The 18,876-nt window shown below is 69.0% G+C and carries 19 protein-coding genes and 1 riboswitch; of the genes, 9 read left to right on the top strand and 10 right to left on the bottom strand.

Going from position 1 to position 18,876, the window contains the following annotated elements; translation table 11 throughout:
* Nucleotides 1-1,062 (bottom strand): cobalamin biosynthesis protein CobW, encoded by a 1,062-nt coding sequence (gene cobW / locus ACYVO7_RS00415; RefSeq protein ID WP_460447884.1) that lies wholly within the window; start codon nucleotides 1,060-1,062, stop codon nucleotides 1-3.
* Complete coding sequence (locus ACYVO7_RS00410; protein WP_460447883.1) at nucleotides 1,059-1,469, bottom strand: DUF1636 family protein; 411 nt, start codon at nucleotides 1,467-1,469, stop codon at nucleotides 1,059-1,061. Before ACYVO7_RS00410 ends, cobW begins: the two co-directional genes overlap by 4 nt.
* Before the next feature lie 116 nt (nucleotides 1,470-1,585).
* Nucleotides 1,586-1,794, bottom strand: a riboswitch (cobalamin riboswitch).
* Between the two features lie 108 nt (nucleotides 1,795-1,902).
* On the opposite strand from ACYVO7_RS00410, the gene cobO reads away from it, so the two are divergent.
* Both cobO and ACYVO7_RS00400 read left to right on the top strand, forming a co-directional pair.
* Nucleotides 1,903-2,538, top strand: a complete 636-nt coding sequence (gene cobO, locus ACYVO7_RS00405) for a cob(I)yrinic acid a,c-diamide adenosyltransferase (RefSeq protein WP_460447882.1) — start codon at nucleotides 1,903-1,905, stop codon at nucleotides 2,536-2,538.
* Nucleotides 2,539-2,564: 26 nt separating this feature from the next.
* Nucleotides 2,565-4,007 carry a cobyric acid synthase gene (locus ACYVO7_RS00400; RefSeq protein ID WP_460448526.1) on the top strand — a complete coding sequence of 481 codons (1,443 nt, stop codon included), beginning with the start codon at nucleotides 2,565-2,567 and terminating at the stop codon, nucleotides 4,005-4,007.
* Here ACYVO7_RS00400 and cbiB read toward each other — a convergent pair.
* Nucleotides 3,991-4,971, bottom strand: a complete 981-nt coding sequence (gene cbiB / locus ACYVO7_RS00395) for an adenosylcobinamide-phosphate synthase CbiB (RefSeq protein WP_460447881.1) — start codon at nucleotides 4,969-4,971, stop codon at nucleotides 3,991-3,993. The two genes, ACYVO7_RS00400 and cbiB, sit on opposite strands and share 17 nt — an antisense overlap.
* 2 nt (nucleotides 4,972-4,973) lie before the next feature.
* Here cbiB and cobD point away from each other — a divergent pair, with 2 nt between their 5' ends.
* On the top strand, nucleotides 4,974-6,026 hold the full coding sequence (gene cobD / locus ACYVO7_RS00390; protein WP_460447880.1) for a threonine-phosphate decarboxylase CobD: 1,053 nt from the start codon (nucleotides 4,974-4,976) through the stop codon (nucleotides 6,024-6,026).
* 13 nt (nucleotides 6,027-6,039) lie between these two features.
* On the opposite strand, the gene ACYVO7_RS00385 is transcribed toward cobD, so the two are convergent.
* Entirely contained in the window at nucleotides 6,040-6,429 is a 390-nt protein-coding gene (locus ACYVO7_RS00385; RefSeq protein ID WP_460447879.1) for a VOC family protein, read from the bottom strand.
* A gap of 237 nt (nucleotides 6,430-6,666) precedes the next feature.
* Here ACYVO7_RS00385 and ACYVO7_RS00380 point away from each other — a divergent pair, with 237 nt between their 5' ends.
* A complete protein-coding gene (locus ACYVO7_RS00380; RefSeq protein WP_460447878.1) occupies nucleotides 6,667-8,931 on the top strand; it encodes an AAA family ATPase in 2,265 nt (754 codons plus the stop codon).
* A 268-nt stretch (nucleotides 8,932-9,199) separates the two neighbouring features.
* Here the strand turns inward: ACYVO7_RS00380 and ACYVO7_RS00375 are convergent, their stop codons facing one another.
* Nucleotides 9,200-9,670: a hypothetical protein gene (locus ACYVO7_RS00375; protein ID WP_460447877.1), complete on the bottom strand. Its 471-nt coding sequence runs from the start codon at nucleotides 9,668-9,670 to the stop codon at nucleotides 9,200-9,202.
* Nucleotides 9,671-9,961: 291 nt separating this feature from the next.
* Between ACYVO7_RS00375 and ACYVO7_RS00370 the strand changes: the two genes are divergently transcribed.
* The 5 genes from ACYVO7_RS00370 (at nucleotide 9,962) to ACYVO7_RS00350 (ending at nucleotide 14,696) form a co-directional block, all read left to right on the top strand.
* On the top strand, nucleotides 9,962-11,341 hold the full coding sequence (locus ACYVO7_RS00370; protein ID WP_460448525.1) for an LVIVD repeat-containing protein: 1,380 nt from the start codon (nucleotides 9,962-9,964) through the stop codon (nucleotides 11,339-11,341).
* Between the two features lie 4 nt (nucleotides 11,342-11,345).
* A complete protein-coding gene (locus tag ACYVO7_RS00365) occupies nucleotides 11,346-11,894 on the top strand; it encodes a hypothetical protein (protein ID WP_460447876.1) in 549 nt (182 codons plus the stop codon).
* Nucleotides 11,895-11,963: 69 nt separating this feature from the next.
* Entirely contained in the window at nucleotides 11,964-12,296 is a 333-nt protein-coding gene (locus tag ACYVO7_RS00360; protein ID WP_460447875.1) for a hypothetical protein, read from the top strand.
* Between the two features lie 127 nt (nucleotides 12,297-12,423).
* On the top strand, nucleotides 12,424-13,635 hold the full coding sequence (locus ACYVO7_RS00355; protein WP_460447874.1) for an LVIVD repeat-containing protein: 1,212 nt from the start codon (nucleotides 12,424-12,426) through the stop codon (nucleotides 13,633-13,635).
* Nucleotides 13,636-13,637: 2 nt separating this feature from the next.
* Nucleotides 13,638-14,696, top strand: coding sequence for a CobW family GTP-binding protein (locus ACYVO7_RS00350; RefSeq protein WP_460447873.1), 1,059 nt, complete (start codon nucleotides 13,638-13,640; stop codon nucleotides 14,694-14,696).
* 12 nt (nucleotides 14,697-14,708) lie between these two features.
* Here ACYVO7_RS00350 and ACYVO7_RS00345 read toward each other — a convergent pair whose 3' ends face one another.
* The 5 genes from ACYVO7_RS00345 to ACYVO7_RS00325 are packed head-to-tail and all read right to left on the bottom strand — an operon-like array spanning nucleotide 14,709 to nucleotide 18,857.
* Nucleotides 14,709-15,428 (bottom strand): hypothetical protein, encoded by a 720-nt coding sequence (locus tag ACYVO7_RS00345; RefSeq protein ID WP_460447872.1) that lies wholly within the window; start codon nucleotides 15,426-15,428, stop codon nucleotides 14,709-14,711.
* A gap of 4 nt (nucleotides 15,429-15,432) precedes the next feature.
* Nucleotides 15,433-16,275: an ABC transporter permease gene (locus tag ACYVO7_RS00340; protein ID WP_460447871.1), complete on the bottom strand. Its 843-nt coding sequence runs from the start codon at nucleotides 16,273-16,275 to the stop codon at nucleotides 15,433-15,435.
* Entirely contained in the window at nucleotides 16,272-17,018 is a 747-nt protein-coding gene (locus ACYVO7_RS00335) for an ABC transporter permease (RefSeq protein ID WP_460447870.1), read from the bottom strand. The genes ACYVO7_RS00340 and ACYVO7_RS00335 overlap by 4 nt, the downstream gene beginning before the upstream one ends.
* On the bottom strand, nucleotides 17,018-17,839 hold the full coding sequence (locus ACYVO7_RS00330) for an ABC transporter ATP-binding protein (protein WP_460447869.1): 822 nt from the start codon (nucleotides 17,837-17,839) through the stop codon (nucleotides 17,018-17,020). Before ACYVO7_RS00330 ends, ACYVO7_RS00335 begins: the two co-directional genes overlap by 1 nt.
* Nucleotide 17,840: 1 nt before the next feature.
* Nucleotides 17,841-18,857, bottom strand: coding sequence for an ABC transporter substrate-binding protein (locus ACYVO7_RS00325; RefSeq protein ID WP_460447868.1), 1,017 nt, complete (start codon nucleotides 18,855-18,857; stop codon nucleotides 17,841-17,843).
* Nucleotides 18,858-18,876: the final 19 nt, after the last annotated feature.

Raw genomic sequence — 18,876 nt, 5'->3', positions numbered from 1 at the left:
TCAGGCCGCGACGGGATCGGCCAGGGCGGCCTCGAGGCCGGCGCGGTCGACGCCCTTCTCGCCGATCACCACGAGCCGCCCGCGTCGCGCCTCTCCGGGCGCCCATGGCCGGTCGAACTGGTGGCGGAAGCGCGATCCGACGCCCTGCACCAGAAGCCGCATCGGCTTGCCGGACACCTCCAGGAAGCCCTTGATGCGCAGGACGTCGTAGTCCTCGGCGATGCGGGCGAGGCGGCTGACCAGCGCGGCGGGATCGGACACCGCCGGCATCTCGACCACGAAGCTGTCGAAGTCGTCGTGGTCGTGCCCCTCCTCGTCGTCGTGATGCGAGGGGCGCTGGGCGAGGTCGTCCTCGGCGGCGGCGCCGACGCCCAGCAGCAGGTCGGCCTCGATGCGGCCCTCGCGGGTCGGCACGATCTTGACCGCGCGGGGCGTCGCCGCGCCGATCTCGGCCGTCACGCGGGCGAGATCGTCGGCGTCGAGCAGGTCGGCCTTGTTCAGCACCACGAGGTCGGCGCAGAGGAGCTGGTCCTCGTAGACCTCCTCCAGCGGGTTGTCGTGGTCCACCGCGCCGTCCTGCTCGCGCTGCGCCAGGAGCTTGGCCGGGTCGTCGGCGAAGCGGCCGGCCGCCACGGCGGCGCCGTCCACCACCGCGATGACGCCGTCCACGGTGAGCCGCGAGCGGATGGGCGGCCAGTCGAAGGCTTTCACCAGCGGCTTGGGCAAGGCGAGGCCGGAGGTCTCGACGATGATGTGGTCGGGGCGGCGCTCGTGCGCGAGCAGCGCCTCGATGGCGGGGATGAAGTCGTCCGCCACCGTGCAGCACAGGCACCCGTTGGCGAGCTCGACGATGTTCTCCTCGGGGCAGCTCTCCACCCCGCAGGAGCGCAGGATGTCGCCGTCCACGCCGACGTCGCCGAATTCGTTGATCACCAAAGCGAGCCGGCGCCCGCCTGCGTTCTCCAGCACATGGCGGATCAGCGTCGTCTTCCCGGCGCCCAGGAAGCCGGTGACGATGGTGACGGGGACCTTCTGCAGGGCGGTGTGCGGCGTCGCGGTCATTCTGCGGCCTCGGCGAGCGGGGGAACGGGGGATGACGCCGACGCGAGCGGCGGCGTGCGGGCGACGACGCCCTTCTTCAGGGCGTCGGGACGTTGCTTCCAGGGAATGAGGCCGTCGCCCGCCTCGGCGTAGAGCAGGGCGCCGGCCAGGATCGTGTCGGCGCCGGTCTCGGCGGGGAAGTCGCCATACACATAGGTCCACTTGCCGGGCGCGGCGAAGCCGACCGTGCAGGGGCGCTTGCACACGCTGAGGCATTCCACCCCGACCACCCGCACCGGCGCGCCGCGCGCGGCGGCGAGATCGGCGACCGCCTTGTGCAGGCGCGCTCCGGCGCGGCCCTGCTCGGCTTCGAGCGGGTCCTCGGCGGCCCGGCAGGTCACGCAGATATGGATCGTGGTGTCGGCCATGCGTCCCGGATCTCCCGCGCCGTGAGGCGCATCATGTCGGGCGCATGCGGGCACGCGTCGCGTCCCCGATCCAGGCGGCCATGGGCCGTCGAACCGCTCCGGGGCGCCCCGCCCGAAGCTCAGTCGTCGTGAGGGCAGGTCTCCTGGCTCGCGGATCGGCGCCTCGCGCCGCCTTCCCGAAACCGGTGAACCGGTCCAGTGGCCTGTGGCGCGCGGCTACCCGCTGACAGTTGCGGGGGCAGCTGCGGAATCGGCTGGCCCGGAGCCACCCTCACCGCATTCCCTATTCACCCTCATGCGAGGGACCTTCACGGCCCCAGTGATAGGCGCGCGGGCCGACGCCTGTCAATGAAGCGGCCGCCCGACCCCGCATCCGTCTTGCGCGCCGCTCCCGGCCCATGCTCTTGATGTCCGCCCGACCGCGAGACCGATCATGACCGACGCCCCCGACAGCGCCCCGGCCGAACCCGACGCCGAGCGCCGCCATCGCGAGAAGATGGCCAAGCGCAAGGCCGTGCAGGACGCCGAGGTGGCCTCCAAGACCATCGAATCCAAGGGGCTCCTGATGGTCAACACGGGCCCCGGCAAGGGCAAGTCGACGGCCGCCTTCGGGCTGGCGATGCGCGCGCTCGGCTATGGCTGGCCGATCGGCGTGGTGCAGTTCATCAAGGGCGCCTGGGACACCGGCGAGCGCCATGCGCTCGAGCGCTTCCAGGACCTCGTGCGCTGGCACACGATGGGCGAGGGCTTCACCTGGGAGACGCAGGACCGCGCCCGCGACGTCGCCGCCGCCGAGGCCGCGTGGCGCAAGGCGCAGGAGCTCATGGCCGACCCGGCGATCCGGCTCGTCGTGCTCGACGAGCTCAACATCGCGCTGCGCTACGACTATCTGCCGCTCGACGAGGTGGTGGCCGCGCTCTCGGCCCGGCGGCCTGACCTGCACGTCGTCGTCACCGGGCGCAACGCCAAGCCGGAGCTGATCGCGGCCGCCGATCTCGTCACCGAGATGACGGTGGTGAAGCACCATTTCGCGGCCGGCGTGAAGGCCCAGCAGGGCATCGAATTCTGATGGCGCGGCCCGCCGCACGGGCGCTGATGCTGCAGGGCACGGGCTCCGACGTGGGCAAGTCCCTCGTCGTCGCCGGCCTCTGCCGCGCCTTTCGCCTCCGCGGACTGGCGGTGCGGCCCTTCAAGCCGCAGAACATGTCCAACAACGCCGCCGTGACGGCCGACGGCGGCGAGATCGGCCGCGCCCAGGCGCTGCAGGCGCGCGCCTGCGGGGTGGCGCCGACCGTGCACATGAACCCGGTGCTGCTGAAGCCGCAGAGCGAGATCGGCTCGCAGGTCGTCGTCCAGGGCCGCATCATGGGCAACGCCAGGGCGAGGGAGTACCAGTCCTGGAAGCCGCGGCTGATGCAGGCCGTGCTGGACAGCTTCGCAAGGCTGCGCGCCGAGGCGGACCTGGTGCTGGTGGAGGGCGCGGGCAGCGCCGCCGAGATCAATCTGCGCCCCAACGACATCGCCAATATGGGCTTCGCCCGCGCGGCCGGCGTCCCGGTGGCGCTGGTCGGCGACATCGACCGGGGCGGCGTGTTCGCGCAGATCGTCGGGACCCGGGCGGTGCTCGACCCCGACGACGCCGCCCTGGTGGCGGGCTTCATGGTCAACAAGTTCCGCGGCGACCCCACCCTGTTCGCCGACGGCATGGGCGTGATCGCGGAGCGCACCGGCTGGCCGGCGCTGGGTCTCATCCCCTATTTCCGCGACGCCCACCGGCTGCCGGCCGAGGACGCCGTCGCCCTGGAGACGCGCCGCCGCCCCGCCGGCGCGCCCGTCACGGCGGCGGTGCTGACGCTGCCGCGCATCTCCAATTTCGACGATCTCGACCCGCTGAAGAACGAGCCCGGCCTGCGCCTCCTGATGCTGGGGCGCGGCGAGCCGATCCCGGCGGAGACGGACGTCGTGATCCTGCCCGGCTCCAAGGCCACCATCGCCGACCTGGCGGCGCTGCGGGCGGAGGGGTGGGACATCGACCTCAAGGCGCATGTCCGGCGCGGCGGCCGGGTTCTGGGCCTGTGCGGCGGCTACCAGATGCTGGGCCGGCGCATCGACGACCCGCAGGGCATGGAGGGCCCCGCCGGCGCGGTGGACGGCCTCGGCCTGCTCGACGTCGAGACCACGCTGACCGCGGCGAAGCGACTCGAGGCCGTGGCCGGCGCGAGCGTCGCGGAGGGCGCGCCCTTCGCCGGCTACGAGATGCATATCGGCGTCACCTCCGGCCCGGACGCCGCCCGGCCCGTCCTGCGCTTCGCCGACGGGCGGCCGGACGGCGCCTCCTCGGCGGACGGCCGCGTCAGGGGCTGCTACGTGCACGGCCTCTTCGGGGACGACCGCCAGCGCGCCGCCTGGCTGCGCTGGATGGGCGCGGAGGCCTCCGGCTACGCCTATGAGGCGGACGTGGAGGCGACGCTCGACGCGCTCGCGGCGCATCTGGAGGCGCATCTCGACCTCGACCGCATCCTCACTTTGGCCCGATGAGGAGCGCGGCCAGCCCGGCCGCCGCGAGCCACTGGATGGCGCAGGCCCGCCGGTAGAGCGCCAGCGCCCGCCGGATGTCGGCGGCCGACGCGTCGCGGCGCCCGTCGCCCATGGTGGCGTCGTCCACCAGCGTGTCGCCATAGACGCGCGGGCCGGCCAGCGCCAGGCCGAGCGCGCCCGCCATGGCGGCCTCGGGCCAGCCGGCGTTGGGCGAGCGGTGGCGCCGCGCGTCGCGCCGCACGGCCGCGAGCGCGCCCCTGGCGGACGCCCCCGGGGCGGACGCCGCGGCCAGGACCAGCCACAGCGCCGACAGGCGCGAGGCGGGCAGGTTGACGAGGTCGTCCAGCCGCGCCGAGGCCCAGCCGAAGGCCTCGTGCCGCGGCGTCCGGTGCCCGACCATGCTGTCGGCCGTGTTGATCGCCTTGTAGACAACGCCGCCCGGCAGGCCGGCGACGGCCGTCCAGAAGGCCGGCGCGACGACGCCGTCGGCGAAGTTCTCGGCCAGGCTCTCGATGGCCGCCCGCGACACGCCGGCCTCGTCCAGGACCTCGGGATTGCGGCCGACGATCATCGACACCGCCTTGCGGCCCGCCGCGAGCCCGCCCGTCTCGAGCGCGGCCGCCACCGCGCGGACGTGCTCGTCCAGGCTGCGCTGGGCCGGCAGGCTGGACGCCAGCACGATGAGGACCATGACGCCGAGCCAGGACGTCGCCAGCACGGCCTGCAGCGCCGCCGCCGCGCCGCCGCACAGGGCCAGGACGGCGAGAAGCGCCAGCGCGCCCGCGGCGCGGCGGCGCGCCGGCGGGGCCGCCTCCTCGTTCAGCCCCCGGTCCAGCCGCGCGATCAGCGCTCCGATCCAGGTGACCGGATGCCCGATGGCGCGGTACACCACGGGCGGATAGCCGACGAGCGCCTCGAGGGCGAGCGCCGCGAGGCTGAGGATCAGGCAGGACGGGAATGTCATCGATGGGCAGCGGGGCGGGACCGGAACGCGAGAAGGCCCAGGCCGGCGGCGAAGGCGCGCTGTTCTACCACGGCGGCGCTCTCGCCGCCGCACGCGCGCGCTTTCCCGGCGCGCCGCAGCCCTGGATCGACCTGTCGACGGGGATCAACCCGGTGGCCTACCCGGTCGGCGACCTCGACGCGGCGGCCTGGACCCGGCTGCCCGAAGCCGCCGAGATCGCCGCGCTGGAAGCCGACGCCGCCCGCGCCTATGGGGCGCGCTCCGCCGACGCGGTGGTCGCCGCGCCGGGCACGCAGGCGGCGATCCAGCTGCTGCCCGGGCTGCTCCAGGCCCGGCGCGTCGGCGTGCTCGGCTTCGCCTACGCCGAGCACGCGCGCTGCTTTGCCCGCGCCGGGGCCGAGACGGCGCCGATCGAGGACCTCGCCCAGGCGCGGGACTTCGACGTGGTCGTGGTCGTCAATCCCAACAACCCGGACGGGCGGCATGTCCCGCCCGCCGCGCTGCTGGAGACGGCCGCCGCGATGCGCGCCCGCGGCGGGACGCTGGTCGTCGACGAGGCCTTCGCCGACCTGATGGGCCCCGCCGCCACCGTCGCGCCGGCGGCTCCGGAGGCGGGCGCGCTCGTGCTGCGCTCCTTCGGCAAGACCTACGGGCTGGCCGGCCTCAGGCTCGGCTTCGTGATCGCGCCCCCGGCGCTGGCGGGCCGGGTCCGCGCCGCCTTCGGCCCCTGGGCGGTCAGCGGCCCGGCGGTGCGGATCGGGCGGCGCGCCTTCTCCGATCCGGCCTGGCTGGCCGGGACGGCCCGCCGGCTCGACGGCGACGGCCGGCGGCTCGACGCGCTGCTGGAGCGGATCGGGCTTCGCGTGGTCGGCGGCACGGCGCTGTTCAGGCTGGCCGAGCGCCCGCGCGCGGCGGATGTCTTCGCCGAGCTGGGCCGGCGCGGGATCCTGGTGCGGCCCTTCGCCGAGAAGCCGACCTGGCTGCGCTGGGGCCTGCCCGGCCCGGACGCGTGGGACCTCCTGGCCGAGCGCCTCGCCGCGCCGCTGGGGGCGTGACCGGGGCCGGGCCTCAGCGCCCGGCGTCGTGGCAGACGGCCTCGATATTGTGCCCGTCGAGGTCGAACACGAAGGCGCCGTAGTAGTTGGGGTGGTAATGCGGGCGCAACCCGGGCGGGCCGTTGTCCGTCGCGCCCGCCGCCATCGCGACGGCGTAGAAGTCGTCGACGGCCGTCGGATCGGCCGCCGCGAAGGCGACATGCAGCCGCCCCACGATGGGCGTGCCCTCTGTGATCCAGAATTGCGGCTTGCCGTCGCGCCCGAACCCCGCATGCGCGGCTCCCCCGCTCGTCTCGGCGTCGACCTCCATCACCAGCCCATAGCCCAGCGTCCCGAGCACGCGTTTATAGAAGGCCAGCGCCTCGGGATAATTCGAAACCGGAAAGCCGATGTGGTCGAGCATGGGGGGTCCTCCTGCGGCGGAGCCTAGCCGCGGGGAGGGCGGGGTGGGAAGGGGGGTGGTGAGGGTATCGAGGGCGAGTTCGTCATCCGCGCTGGTGCAATTATGAGTGGCCAGAAACTCCGTCTCTAACGGAATAGTTGTCTAGTCTCGCAAGTCTGCTCTTGCTAAGCTGCAATGGATGGTCGTTTCAGGACTTTTGTGGTGTCGATAATCAGCAATATTAGTTCCTTAAGAGACATGGGCATTCTGGCGAACCGAACGGCTAGGTCGCCGTCATTAGAATTCCGCCGCTACAATCTGATTTATGGCTTTAACGGCTCCGGTAAGAGCACGTTGTCGCGCCTGTTTGCGTCACTTGAAGCCGGCAATATGGATCCTAAACTCCCGCGCGGCAGTTCCTTCAGCTTCATTATGGACAACGGAACTGTTTACGCATCGGATGAAAACCTAACAGGACTAGAAAAATCTGTCTTGGTATTCAACGGCGATTTCATCGAGAAGAATCTCCAGTGGACGGTTGGCAAGGCCAAACCCATTTTCTTTATCGGAGTCGATCAGGCCCAGGCCGCCGCTGCGTTAGCGAAACTGGAGACGAACATTTTCGGTCTCCAAACCAGATATACTGCTGCGCAGAAACAAGAGAGCGCCGCCGAGAAGGCGTTTAGCGGCTACAAGCGTGACACAGCGAAGCTGACGGCCGAGCGCCTCCATCTAGGTAATCGCAGATATGAAGCCAATCATCTCCAAGCCGACTACGATCGGTGGCCCGAGGCAGAAACACCGTTACTGGACGTCGCCGCGCTAACTGCTGCAGGAGATGGGCTGAGAGTCGACAAAGCGGCCGACCCTTTGGCAGATGTCGCTTACGACGTCGCTGTACTGCCTAAAGCTATTCGGTTTGTGCGAGATATCTGCGGCCAGACACTCTCCGGTGTGTCTATGGCGGAGGTCCAGAAACATCCAGACATGCTTTTGTGGATCAAGGCCGGCCACGAGTACCACGAGGGCCATGCGTTACAGGATTGCCTTTATTGCGGCAGCAAAATCAGCGCTGAGAGGCGAGCTGCACTTGCTAGAACTCTAGATAACCAGATTGATGAGTTCGTGGAGAAACTTGATAAAACGGTTGAGCGGTTGCAGGCGAACGTCAACCAGTTAGAAATTTTGGAGCGAACACTTCCGACCTCAGACGCGCTCCAGCCGGATTTGGCCGCCGGCTTCAAGATCGTTCGCGCCTCGTTGGTCTCGGCGATCCAAATATCGAAAGATCAGCTTACGCGTCTCGGACGCACGCTAGCCGAAAAACGGGCCAAACCGGCTTCGGTTGCAGATGTATCTAGCCTTCCGACGGATGACGAGGTCGACACCGCTGCGGAGGCGCTGTCGGCAGCGCTACAGGCGGTCAATTCGCTTATCAAACAACATAACGCCATCGCAGCCAACTTCAAATCCTACAGGATTGCGGCCGAAGAATCGATCCGCAAGCACTATATCGCGGTGTGCAGAATGCGATTCGGCGAACACGTTTCAACCCTTGAGGAAGCCTCGGCGCTAGTCGAAGTTCTAAGGATTGAGATAGAGCAGGCGACCAAAGCGGCAGATGGCCTGCGTCAAAGCATTCGTGTCCATAAACCCGCAGCCGACGCCATCAACAGGCTTTTAGCGTCCTATCTCGGTCACGAGGAACTCACCGTCCATCCCGTCGACGAAGGCTACGAATTTCGTAGGCACGGCAAAATTTTGGATGGCCTGCCCAGCGAAGGCGAGAAGACCGCCATCGCCCTCGCTTATTTTCTATCAACTCTGAAGTCAGATGGACGCAAGCTGAAGAACCTAATCATTGTAATCGATGATCCGATTTCAAGCCTCGACAGCAAAGCACTCAATTTTGCCTGCGCCCTCGTGCTCAGCAGTTTGTCTGATGCCAAGCAACTATTTGTGCTCACCCACAATCAGCAGTGCATGAACGAGTTCCGCAAAGGGTGGAAAGACCAGATCAAAGGAAATAAGTGCAAAGATCCCACTGCGGCCTTTCTTTTTTTGGATGTCTCAATGCCGCAGGATGTCAAGAAGCGGGTATCTCATATCGTCCCGCTGTCCAAACTGCTTCGGGACTATGACTCAGAGTATCATTTCCTTTTTCATCATCTCTTAAAATTCCATGAGAGTGGAGACGAATATTATGATTATTCATACATGATTCCCCACGTGCTGCGGCGGGTGCTCGACGTGTTCCTGGCGTTTAAGTGTCCCGGTCCCGATGGCTTAAAAGGAAAAGTCCAGAAACTTTGTAACGAGTTTGAAGAGTTGGACCGCATCAAGATGTCTGCTTTAGAGCGGCTGTCCCAAGTCGAATCCCACTCTGACAATTTGGACGACCTGATCTCCTTCTCAACCATGACTTTAGAGGAGACGAGAGATGCAGCGCAGTCTCTTCTGCGCATGATGTCGGTGGTAGATGAGCAACATTTCACGGGGTTGAAAAATATCTGTACCCAATGAACATTGCAACGCTCGACCATTAGTTATTAACTTGAGTTGTCTACAGTGGGAAACTCAAACAGAATGTAATTTTGTATCATAACCAGCAGCGTCCGTTGCCCGAGATCAGTTCGCTTGCCGCCTCCAGGGCCCAACTCCAAGTGCGCCCTTGCAGGTGCCAACCGTTTTGCTCGTAGCGTGTGCAGTGGTTTGTGACACTCAAAGCCGAAAAGCGGCTGATGGCGCATTTTGACATGACCTCTATCGGCACCTGCGGCCCGATAGTCCCTCAAACCCGCGCCTCACCCCCGCCAACCTGCGCCGCCGCCATCGCCGCCTCCATCCCGGCATCCTGCGAGACCACCTCCTCCAGCGTCCCGCCCACCTCCTGCGTCTCGCGGGCGATCTCGCGGGCGATGCGGGCCAGGACCGGGCGGTCGGCGTCGAGGAGCCCGGCCAGCCAGGCGGCGATCGCGTCGGTGACGACGCCGGTGGGGCGCTCGCCCCACACCGCGTAGTCGACCACGTTGGCCACCAGCCAGCCCGCGAAGGCGCGGTCGTAGCGCCGGACGGAGGCTTCGAGGCGGATCAGGATCTCGACGTCGTCGCGGCTCCTCACCCCGTCGGGGAGCACGTCGCGGTGCAGGCGCTGCGCGTCGCCGAAGGTGATGCGCCCGGTGCGGGCGACGATGTCGGCGAAGGTCTGAAGGTCGGTCTTGCCCATGTCCGTGCTCTCGATGACTGCAATTCGTGCGAGCATTCAGGCATTCGCGGGCTGACCCGGAGGTTAATGGCCGTATCTGAATCGTTGTTCAGGTTAAGTGAATCTGTCCGGTCGGATTGGCCGCATCTTCTTCATGATCGGTTCACGACGTTGGCCGCCGCGCGACCAATCGGCTGCCATGCAAAAGGCGCGCAGCCCCGGGCGGGGCCAGCCGTTGACGCGGGCGCAATCGATTGCAAACATCCCTCCAAAGCAAAACACGTGGAGGAGACGACCATGCGGATACTCCTGTCCGGAGCCCTCGCGCTGGGCGCCGCGCATTGGGCCATGACGGCCGCGACGGCGCAGAGCGCCGCGCCCGAGGCCTCCAACATGAAGCTGGTGGGCTACAGCGACCTGCAGGCGCGCAGCGCCTACCAGCCGACCATCGTGCATCAGGGCGACCGCTACATCGCCTATGTGGGCCATCATGGCGGCACCGACGACGTGCCCACGCCCGTCAACCCGGCGACGGGCAAGGCCGAGCCGAACGGCACCTCCATCATCGACGCCACCGACGCGGCCCATCCGAAATATCTGAAGCACCTGCCCGGCCAGCCCGGCACCTACGAGGCCGGCGGGGCCCAGATGGTGCGCGTCTGCGACGGCAAGTCCCTGCCCAAGGGCGACAAGTCCGCCGTCTACATGCTGCGCACCTTCGGCGGCGAGGCGCACGAGATCTGGAACGTGGCGGACCCGGCCAACCCGGCGCTGGTGACGCGGATCTCCGGCCTCAAGGACACCCACAAGAGCTGGTGGGAGTGCGACACCGGGATCGCCTTCCTGGTGTCGGGCGCGCCGGACTGGCGCACCCGCCGCATGACGCAGGTCTACGACCTGTCCGACCCGGCCCACCCGGCGAAGATCCGCGACTTCGGCCTGCCCGGGCAGGAGCCCGGCTCCACCGGCGCGGTGCCGACCGAGCTTCACGGCCCCATCTCCACCGGGCCGCAGGGCAACCGCGTTTATTTCGGCTACGGCACCAACAAGGGCGGCGTGCTGCAGATCGTCGACCGCGAGAAGCTGCTGAACGGGCCCAAGGAGCCGACGCCGGAGAACCTGAAGGGGCCGGAGATCGCCCGCATGGCGATGTCGTCGCTCAACGGCGCGCACACCACCTTCCCGATGCTGCAGATGCCCGTCGCCGAATTCGCCAAGGACAAGGACGGCGCCAAGCGCGACATCGTGATGATCGTCGACGAGGCGATCCTGAACGAGTGCAACGAGGCGCGCCAGATGGTCTGGTTCGTCGACGTCACGGTCGAGAGCCGGCCGATGGTGGTGTCGAACTACACCGCCAAGGAGAGCTCCGGCGATTTCTGCCAGCGGGGAGGGCGCTTCGGCTCGCACTCGTCGAACGAGAGCATGGACCCGGTCTTCTACAAGAAGATGGCCTTCATCGCCTTCTTCAACGCCGGCGTGCGGGCGCTCGACATCCGCGATCCCTACAACCCCAAGGAGGTCGGCTTCTTCATCCCGAGCGTCACGGAGGCCACCGACAATCGCTGCGTGAAGGTCGACGGCAAGGACCGGTGCAAGGTCGCCATCCAGACCAACAATGTCGAGACGGACGACCGCGGCCTGATCTACATCGTCGACCGCGCCAATACGGGCATGCACATCCTCGAACTCACCGGCGACGCCCGCAGCGTCGCGGGGCTGAAGTAGTCCGATGCGGCGCGCGGCGGCGGTCCGGGCGCTCGCGGCGGCCGGCTCGCTGCTGGCCGCGCTGGCGACGGCCGCCGCCGAGCCCGCCCCGCCGCGGCTCGGCCAGGCCGCCTGGGCGGAGAAGGCCTGGCCCTTCCCGCGCGACGGCTGGCCCCCCGGGCGGGCCTTCGCCTGCGAGGGATGCGGGGACGACCTCGTCGTCTATGTCCGGCCGAAGCTCGGCTTCTGCAACTGCGCGACCGGCGTGACGGACGACGCCGAGGTGGACGGCGTCACCGACCTCGACCTGATCGCGCCGACCTTCCGGCCCGCGGGGCCGGGCGCCCCCATCCGCTTCGGCGCGCTGCCCGGCCGCGCGCGGCGCTACGTATTGGAGACGCCCGAGGGGCCGCGCTCGGCGGTGGGGGTCGCGGTGTCCCAGCGCTGCGACGTGGTCGTGGCGGCGGCGGTCTCGCGTCGGCCGATCGGCGAAGACGCGTTGGGGCTGGCGGTGGCGTTCCTGGAGTCGGAGGCGCCCATGGGATGGATCCGGCGGGCGCTCGACCATCCGTGAGCCCGCGCCCCTTGCGGCGGGGCGGCCTCCTGTGGTGGAAAGGCGGGACCGCCCGCGAGACGCCCGCCGATGAGCCTCGACGACACGAGGGACGAGATCGCCCGACTGGAAGCCAGGATCGAGAGCCTGGCCGAGGCGGCCGAACGCTCCCGCAAGCTCATCGTCATCGCCAAGGGCGCGGCGGCGCTCGGCGGAGCGGCGTTGCTCCTCGCCGCCGTCGGCGTCGTCGGCTGGAACACCTCGCTGACGGTCTTCGCCATCGCGGCCATGCTGGGCGGCGTCGTCATCTCCGGCTCCAGCCGCAGCAGCCGCGAGCAGGCGCTGGCCGCCATGGCCGAGGCCGAGGAGGCCCGGCGCGGGCTCATCGACTCCATCGCGCCGGTGTCGGTGCGGCTGCACTGAAGGGCGCCCGCGCCGCGCCGGCCGGCCCCGCCGGGGCCGCGCTTGACCCGTCGGCCGCGTTATTGAACACTCGATAAATAAGAAGGCGGGCGCCGATCGGAGCGTCCCGGCCCCAGGGAGACGCCGCATGAAGGCCGACGAGGCGCACGGGTTCAAGCTGATCGCCCACGACACGCTGCGGGGATTCGGCGGCCTCGGGGAAGGCATGTCGCTCCAGGCGGCGCCCGATGGCCGGCGCATCCTGTGGCTGGCCCATGAGGGCCCGCCCAAGAACTTCACCGGCGTCGACGTCACCGATCCGAGCCGCCCGAAGGTGATCGTCCAGACCGACCTGCCGCACAACCGCATCCGCTCCAACTCGCTGGAGACCTGCGGCAACATCATGGCGGTCGCCTACCAGGTGCTGGAGCCGGGGCTGCAGCCGGCGGGCATCGAGCTCTTCGACGTCAGCGTCCCCGAGCAGCCGAGGTCGATCAGCTTCTTCGACTGCTCCGGCCCGCATTCGCGCGGGGTGCACCAGGTCTGGTTCGTGGACGGCCGCACCATCCACTTCGCCGGCGGGGCCGCCGACTTCACGCCGCGCAACCCGCTGGACGACCAGCCCTACCGCATCCTGGACGTCAGCGACCTGTCCCGGCCGGTGGAGATCGGCCGCTGGTGGATGCCCGGAACCCGGGAGGGCGACGACGCCCCGCCGCCCAAGCGCCTGCCGATCGATTCGGGCTTCCGCGCCCACAACACCAACGTGTTCCCGGAGCGGCCGGACCGCGCCTATGTGGGCTATCTGGACGGCGGCGCCTTCGTGCTCGACATCTCCGACATGGGCTCGCCCAAGGTGGTGTCCAACTTCAACCCGCACCCGCCCTATCCGGGCTTCACCCACACCGTGCTGCCGCTGTTCAGCCGCGACCTGCTCGTCGTGTCCGACGAATGCGTCAAGGACGACGGCGTGGACTGGCCGAAGCTGACCTGGATCGTCGACGCGCGCGTCGAGACCAACCTGGTCCCGATCAGCACGCTGCCGATGCCGCCCTTCGAGACCTATGGCCACAAGGGCGGGCGCTACGGCTCGCACAACCTGCATGAGAACAGGCCGGGCGAGACGTCGTTCAAGTCCGACACGCTGATCTTCTCCACCTTCTTCAACGCCGGCGTGCGCGCCTACGACCTCACGAACCCGCTCCAGCCCAGGGAGGTCGCCGCCTTCGTGCCGCCCGCCCCCGAGGGGACGCGCGTCGGAACCGTGCAGATCAACGACGTGTTCGTGGACGAGAACGGCGTCGTCTATGCGGTCGACCGGTTCACGGGCGGCCTCTACGTGCTGGAGATGACCTTCTGACCATGGCTCCGCTCCCCGTCACGGTGATCACCGGCTTCCTGGGCAGCGGCAAGACCACGCTGCTCAACCATCTCCTCCAGGACCCGGGGATGGCCGACACCGCCGTCGTCATCAACGAGTTCGGGGAGATCTCGATCGACCACCTTTTGGTCGAGACGGCGCTCGAGAACACGCTCGTGCTGCAGAGCGGCTGCATCTGCTGCACGATCCGCGGCGATCTCGTCGACACGCTGACGGACCTCGTGGCCAAGCGCGACCGCGGGGAGATCCCGGCCTTCTCGCGGGTGGCGATCGAGACGACCGGCCTCGCCGACCCGGCGCCCATCCTGCAGACGCTGGCGACGGACCCGCTGGTGGCGCCGCTGTTCCGGCTGCGGACGGTGGTGACCACGGTCGACGGCGTCAACGGGCTCGCGCAGCTGGACCAGTTCGCCGAGGCCGCCAAGCAGGCGGCGCTGGCCGACGTGCTGGCGCTCACCAAGTCCGATCTGGCCGAGGCTACGGCGCTGGAGGCGCTGGAGAACCGGCTGCGCGCCATCAACCCCGGCGCGGCCGTCCTGCGGGTCGTCGACGGCCGGGCCTCGCCCGACGACCTCTTCAGCCGCTCGGCCGAGCCTGGCGACGACGCCGAGGCGGCGAAGCGCTGGCTGGCGGCCGAAGCCTTCGACGCGCACGGCCATGACCATGACCACGACCACGCGCATGACCACGGCCCCGAGGAGCACGACCACGCCCATAACGACCCGAACCGCCACGGGCCGAACATCCGCGCCTTCTGCATGACGCTCGACCAGCCCATCGCGATGCCGGCGTTGCGGCGGTGGCTGGCCGCCATCACGTCGCTGCGCGGCGCGGACCTGCTCAGGATGAAGGGCGTCCTGAACGTGATCGGCGAGCCAGGGCCCGTGGTGGTGCACGGGGTGCAGCATCTGGTCCACCCGATGGCGACGCTGCCGCGCTGGCCCGACGCCGAGCGGCGCAGCCGGATCGTCTTCATCACCCAGAACATCCCGGAGGCGGCGCTGCGCAACAGCCTGCTGGCCCTGGCGCCCGCCCCGTAGCCTCTCCGGCGCCTACCCGTCGACGGCCGGCGGCCGGAACGGTCCGCACGGGATGGGCTCGGCCGCCCAGAACCGGGCGACGGGGCCGCCCAGGAGCGCGTCGAAGAGGGGCTCCGGACGGGCGAGATCGGCCGCGCTGAAGGCGACGACCCGCACGCCCGCGCGGGCCAGCCGCTCGGCCCGGGCGCGCCCTCGGGCCGGGGTCAGGCCGGACTGGGTCGAGAGCGCCGCCGCAAAGCGGTCGCCGAGCCAGAACGCGACGTCCGCCTGGACATGGTCGGCTTCGGTTCCGGTCGGGGCGGCCTCGGGCGCGGCCAGGTGGGCGCGCGGGAGAGGGCGCGGCGCGGAGTAGATCCAGTCCTCCGGGGCGAACAGCCCCGCGAAGGGCTCCGCCCGCCGCCGCAGGGCGTCCATGTCGGCCGCGACGGACGCCTCCAGGTGATCGAAATAGGCGTCGAGGAACCGATGCGAGAGCCGGTCCCACGGTCGGCAGAGATGCCTGACATGCGCGCGAAGCGCCTGCAGCGGGCTCGATCCGGCCGCCGCCGCGGCCCCGAGCGCATAGGGGGCGTTGTTGAGCCGCAGCGGTTCCCGTGCGGCGGGCTCGATGGCCACGCACGGGAAGGGCGCGCAGACCCGCAGCGCCCCCGCCGGCGTGCGGCCGCAGCGGATCGCCGAGAGCGACCACTGGTCGGCCCCGTACGGGACCAGCAGGACGCCGGGCGCGCTCACCCGCCTAGCGCCGCGATTCCGGATGCCACGCCAGGAGCCTCCCGCGCAGGGCCTCCAGCCCCTTGATGACGACGAAGCCCAGGATGGCGATCTCCACGATCCCGGCGAACACGCCGACGGAGTCGGCGAAGCGCCCCGCCGTGATCATGGCGCCGCCGATGCCGCGGCCGCCCATCAACATCTCGGTCGCCACGGTGGTGATCATGCCCACCGGCAACGCGATCTGCAGGCCGGTGAGGATCTGCGGCGAGGCCATCGGCAGCACGACCTCCCACAGCGTCTCCCGCTCGCTCGCGCCCAGCGCCCGCGCCGACCAGAGCGGCCACTTGTCGACGGACGACGTGCCCGCGAAGGTCGCCGACACGATGGGGAAGAAGCACGAGAACGCCACCATGATGATCTTGGACGTGTCGTAGATGTCGAACCACAGGATGAAGATCGGCAGGAAGGCGATCTTGGGCATCGGGAAGCCGACCGAGATCAGCGGATCGAAGAACCAGCGCAGCGCGGCCGAGCGCGCCATGAGCACGCCGAGCGGGATGGCGATCACGGCGGCCGCGCCGAAGCCGAGCAGCGCCCGGTAGAGCGTCAGGCCGAGATCGACGAAGACCGCGCCCGACGCCGCGTCGGACCAGAGCCGCGCCAGCACGTCCGAAAGCGGCGGCAGCAGGAAGGGATGCGCGAGCTTCAGCCGCGTCGCCGTCTCCCACAGGGCGAGAAGCGCCAGCACCACGAGGACCTGCACGACGACGTCGCCGGCGGCCGTCCACAGGTCCGCCAGGACGGTCCTCCTGGCGGAGCCGGAGGCGGCGAGCGGGATGGGGCGGGCGCTGTCGCTCGTGCTCACGGCTCCCTCCAGCGCAGCTGCCGGCGCGAAAAGGCCGCATAGAGCCTGTCGGCCGCAAAGCCCGCCGCCGCGACCGTCAGGATGACGGCGAACATGGCCGGATAGGTCCCGCCGTCGCCCAGCGAACTGATCAGGAAGCCGACCCCGTCCTTCGCGATGACGAATTCCGAGCTCACCATCAGGATGAAGGAGAAGGCCAGCGCGGTGCGGCATCCGGCCAGGATGTCGGGCTTGGCCGCCGGGATCACCACCTCGCGCAGGACCTCCCACCGGCTGGCCCCGAGGCTCGCGGCCGACCATTTGAGCACGTGATTGACGCCGCGCGCGCCGTTATAGGTGCTGACGATCACGGGCAGCAGGCAGCCGAGGAAGATCAGGAAGATCTTGGAGCTGTCGCCGAGGCCGAACCAGATCATCACCAGGGGGATGAGGGCGGATTTCGGCATCGGGTAGAAGATCTGGACGATCGGGTTCACCAGCAGCCGGAAGGGCCGGAACGTCGCCATGAACAGCCCGGCCGCAATGCCGACCACGATGGCGGCCGCAAGGCCCGCGGCGGCGCGGGTCAGAGACCTGGCGGCGTTGGTGACGAGCTCCCCGCTGCGCAGCATCTCCCACAGGGCGGCCAGCACGGCGCCCGGCCCGGGCAGCATCTCGGGCGGCGTGATCCGCAGCAGCGTCAGCGCCTCCCAGAGCAGCAGCAGCGCCAGCAGGGGCGAGTACCGGACCGCCGCGGCGCGCATCAGTGGCCGCCCCGGCTGGCGCTGACCGCCTGCTCGCGGACCAGCCGCCAGATCCGCTCGCTCAGCGCGAGGAACTCCGGCTTCTCCAGGATCTCCTCGCCGCGGTCCTTCGGCAGGTCGACGTCGATCACGTGCTGGATGCGGCCCGGCCGGGCGCTCATGATGGAGATGCGGTCGGCCAGGAACACCGCCTCGTGGACGTCGTGGGTGACGAACACCACGGTCTTGCGGCTGCGCTGCCAGATCGCCCGCAGCTCCTCCTGCATCACCCGCCGGGTCTGGGCGTCCAGCGCCCCGAAGGGCTCGTCCATCAGTAGGATCTCGGGATCCACCGCGAGCGTTCGCGCGATGGCGGCGCGCTGCTGCATGCCGCCGGAAAGCTGCGACGGATAGGCGTCCTCGAAGCCCGTCAGCTGCACCAGCGCGATGAACTCGCGCGCCCGCGCCTCCGCCTGCCGGGCGTTCATGCCCTGCTTGCGCAGCCCGTAGGCGACGTTCTGCAGCACGGTCTTCCAGGGAAACAGCGCGAAGTTCTGGAACACGATGCTGCGTTCCGGGCCCGGCGCGGTCACCGGGCCGCTGCGCGTGTGGATCACCCCCTTCTGGATCGGGATGAAACCGCCGATCAGGTAGAGCAGCGTGCTCTTGCCGCAGCCGGAAGGGCCGAGCAGCGCGTGGAACTCGTTGGGCCGGATGTCGAGGGCGATGTCGTCGAGCGCCAGCACCCCCGCCCCATGCCGCGACCCGTAGGAGTGGGAGACTCCCTGGACCTCGATGCCCGACGCCGCGTCGGACCGGGGACGCTCGATCGCGCCGTGCATGTCAGCGGCCCGCTTCGATGCGCCGCTTGGCCTCCTCGACGAAGCTGAGGTCGACATATTTCGGCGCGACCTCGATCTTGGCCGGGATCAGGCCCACCTCCTGGGTGACGTTGATGCTGTCCTGGAGGGTCTTCACGTTGGGGAACATGAAGGGGTCGCGGTAATAGTCCTTGTTCGTGAACAGATGCGTGAGCTTGTCCGGCGTCTGCTTCATGAAGTCCGCGATGATCTTGACCGCCTCGGTGCGGTTCGCCGGATCCTGGAACCAGCGCATGGCGCGGACATGGTCCTCGAAGAAATCCTTCAGGGCTTCCCGGTTCTTCTCCAGGAAGTCCGTCCGGGCGGTGAGGAAGACGAGCTGCGACGGTCCGACGGCGTCCTTGGCGCGGAACAGCACCTTGTATTTGCCGCTCTCGATGAACTGGCCGGACTGCGGCTGCAGCACCGTCCCCATGTCGATCTTGCCCTCGTCGAGCATGGGCGGGATGTTGGGGAAGGCGACCTCCACGACCGTGTAGTCGCGCTTGTCGTTCATGTTGTTCTTCTTGAACATCGCCCGGATGGCCGTGTCGGAGGCCGACCCGATGGCGTTGCTGCCGACGCGCTTGCCCTTCATGTCGGCGACCGTGTTGATGCCGGAGTCGCTGCGCACCATGAAGGTCTCGGAGTGGTGGTCCCCGACCCCGTCCTGGATGATGTCGGCCACCACCTTCACGTCCTGGCGCGCGTTCGTCACGGCCAGGACGAGCGTCAGGGCCGAGAAGGCGGCCATGTCGATCTCGCCCGCCGCCATGGCGGTGATCTGCGGCGAGCTGCCCCGGAAGAGGATCGGCTCGACCGTATAGCTCTTGCCGTAATGCTTCAGGATCTCGGGCTTGGAGTAGAGCACCGGGATCATGTGCCCCGGCATCGTCGACCATCCGATCCGGATCTTCACGGGCTCCGCGAAGGCCTGTCCGGAGAACAGCGTCAGGGTGGCGGCGGCTAGGACGGCGAAGCGGCGCGCGAAGGGCGGCATGGCGATCTCCCAATGTTGT

The organism is Alsobacter sp. SYSU BS001988, from assembly GCF_054796215.1.
Note: the sequence above shows the minus strand (reverse complement) of the source record. Positions and strands in the feature narration are given on the sequence as shown.

Bases quoted from the DNA above. Each gene is read 5' to 3' on its own strand.
- cobW (WP_460447884.1), bottom strand. From the start codon at position 1,062: ATGACCGCGACGCCGCACACCGCCCTGCAGAAGGTCCCCGTCACCATC.
- ACYVO7_RS00410 (WP_460447883.1), bottom strand. From the start codon at position 1,469: ATGGCCGACACCACGATCCATATCTGCGTGACCTGCCGGGCCGCCGAG.
- cobO (WP_460447882.1), top strand. From the start codon at position 1,903: ATGACCGACGCCCCCGACAGCGCCCCGGCCGAACCCGACGCCGAGCGC.
- ACYVO7_RS00400 (WP_460448526.1), top strand. From the start codon at position 2,565: ATGCTGCAGGGCACGGGCTCCGACGTGGGCAAGTCCCTCGTCGTCGCC.
- cbiB (WP_460447881.1), bottom strand. From the start codon at position 4,971: ATGACATTCCCGTCCTGCCTGATCCTCAGCCTCGCGGCGCTCGCCCTC.
- cobD (WP_460447880.1), top strand. From the start codon at position 4,974: ATGGGCAGCGGGGCGGGACCGGAACGCGAGAAGGCCCAGGCCGGCGGC.
- ACYVO7_RS00385 (WP_460447879.1), bottom strand. From the start codon at position 6,429: ATGCTCGACCACATCGGCTTTCCGGTTTCGAATTATCCCGAGGCGCTG.
- ACYVO7_RS00380 (WP_460447878.1), top strand. From the start codon at position 6,667: ATGGGCATTCTGGCGAACCGAACGGCTAGGTCGCCGTCATTAGAATTC.
- ACYVO7_RS00375 (WP_460447877.1), bottom strand. From the start codon at position 9,670: ATGCTCGCACGAATTGCAGTCATCGAGAGCACGGACATGGGCAAGACC.
- ACYVO7_RS00370 (WP_460448525.1), top strand. From the start codon at position 9,962: ATGACGGCCGCGACGGCGCAGAGCGCCGCGCCCGAGGCCTCCAACATG.
- ACYVO7_RS00365 (WP_460447876.1), top strand. From the start codon at position 11,346: ATGCGGCGCGCGGCGGCGGTCCGGGCGCTCGCGGCGGCCGGCTCGCTG.
- ACYVO7_RS00360 (WP_460447875.1), top strand. From the start codon at position 11,964: ATGAGCCTCGACGACACGAGGGACGAGATCGCCCGACTGGAAGCCAGG.
- ACYVO7_RS00355 (WP_460447874.1), top strand. From the start codon at position 12,424: ATGAAGGCCGACGAGGCGCACGGGTTCAAGCTGATCGCCCACGACACG.
- ACYVO7_RS00350 (WP_460447873.1), top strand. From the start codon at position 13,638: ATGGCTCCGCTCCCCGTCACGGTGATCACCGGCTTCCTGGGCAGCGGC.
- ACYVO7_RS00335 (WP_460447870.1), bottom strand. From the start codon at position 17,018: ATGCGCGCCGCGGCGGTCCGGTACTCGCCCCTGCTGGCGCTGCTGCTG.
- ACYVO7_RS00330 (WP_460447869.1), bottom strand. From the start codon at position 17,839: ATGCACGGCGCGATCGAGCGTCCCCGGTCCGACGCGGCGTCGGGCATC.
- ACYVO7_RS00325 (WP_460447868.1), bottom strand. From the start codon at position 18,857: ATGCCGCCCTTCGCGCGCCGCTTCGCCGTCCTAGCCGCCGCCACCCTG.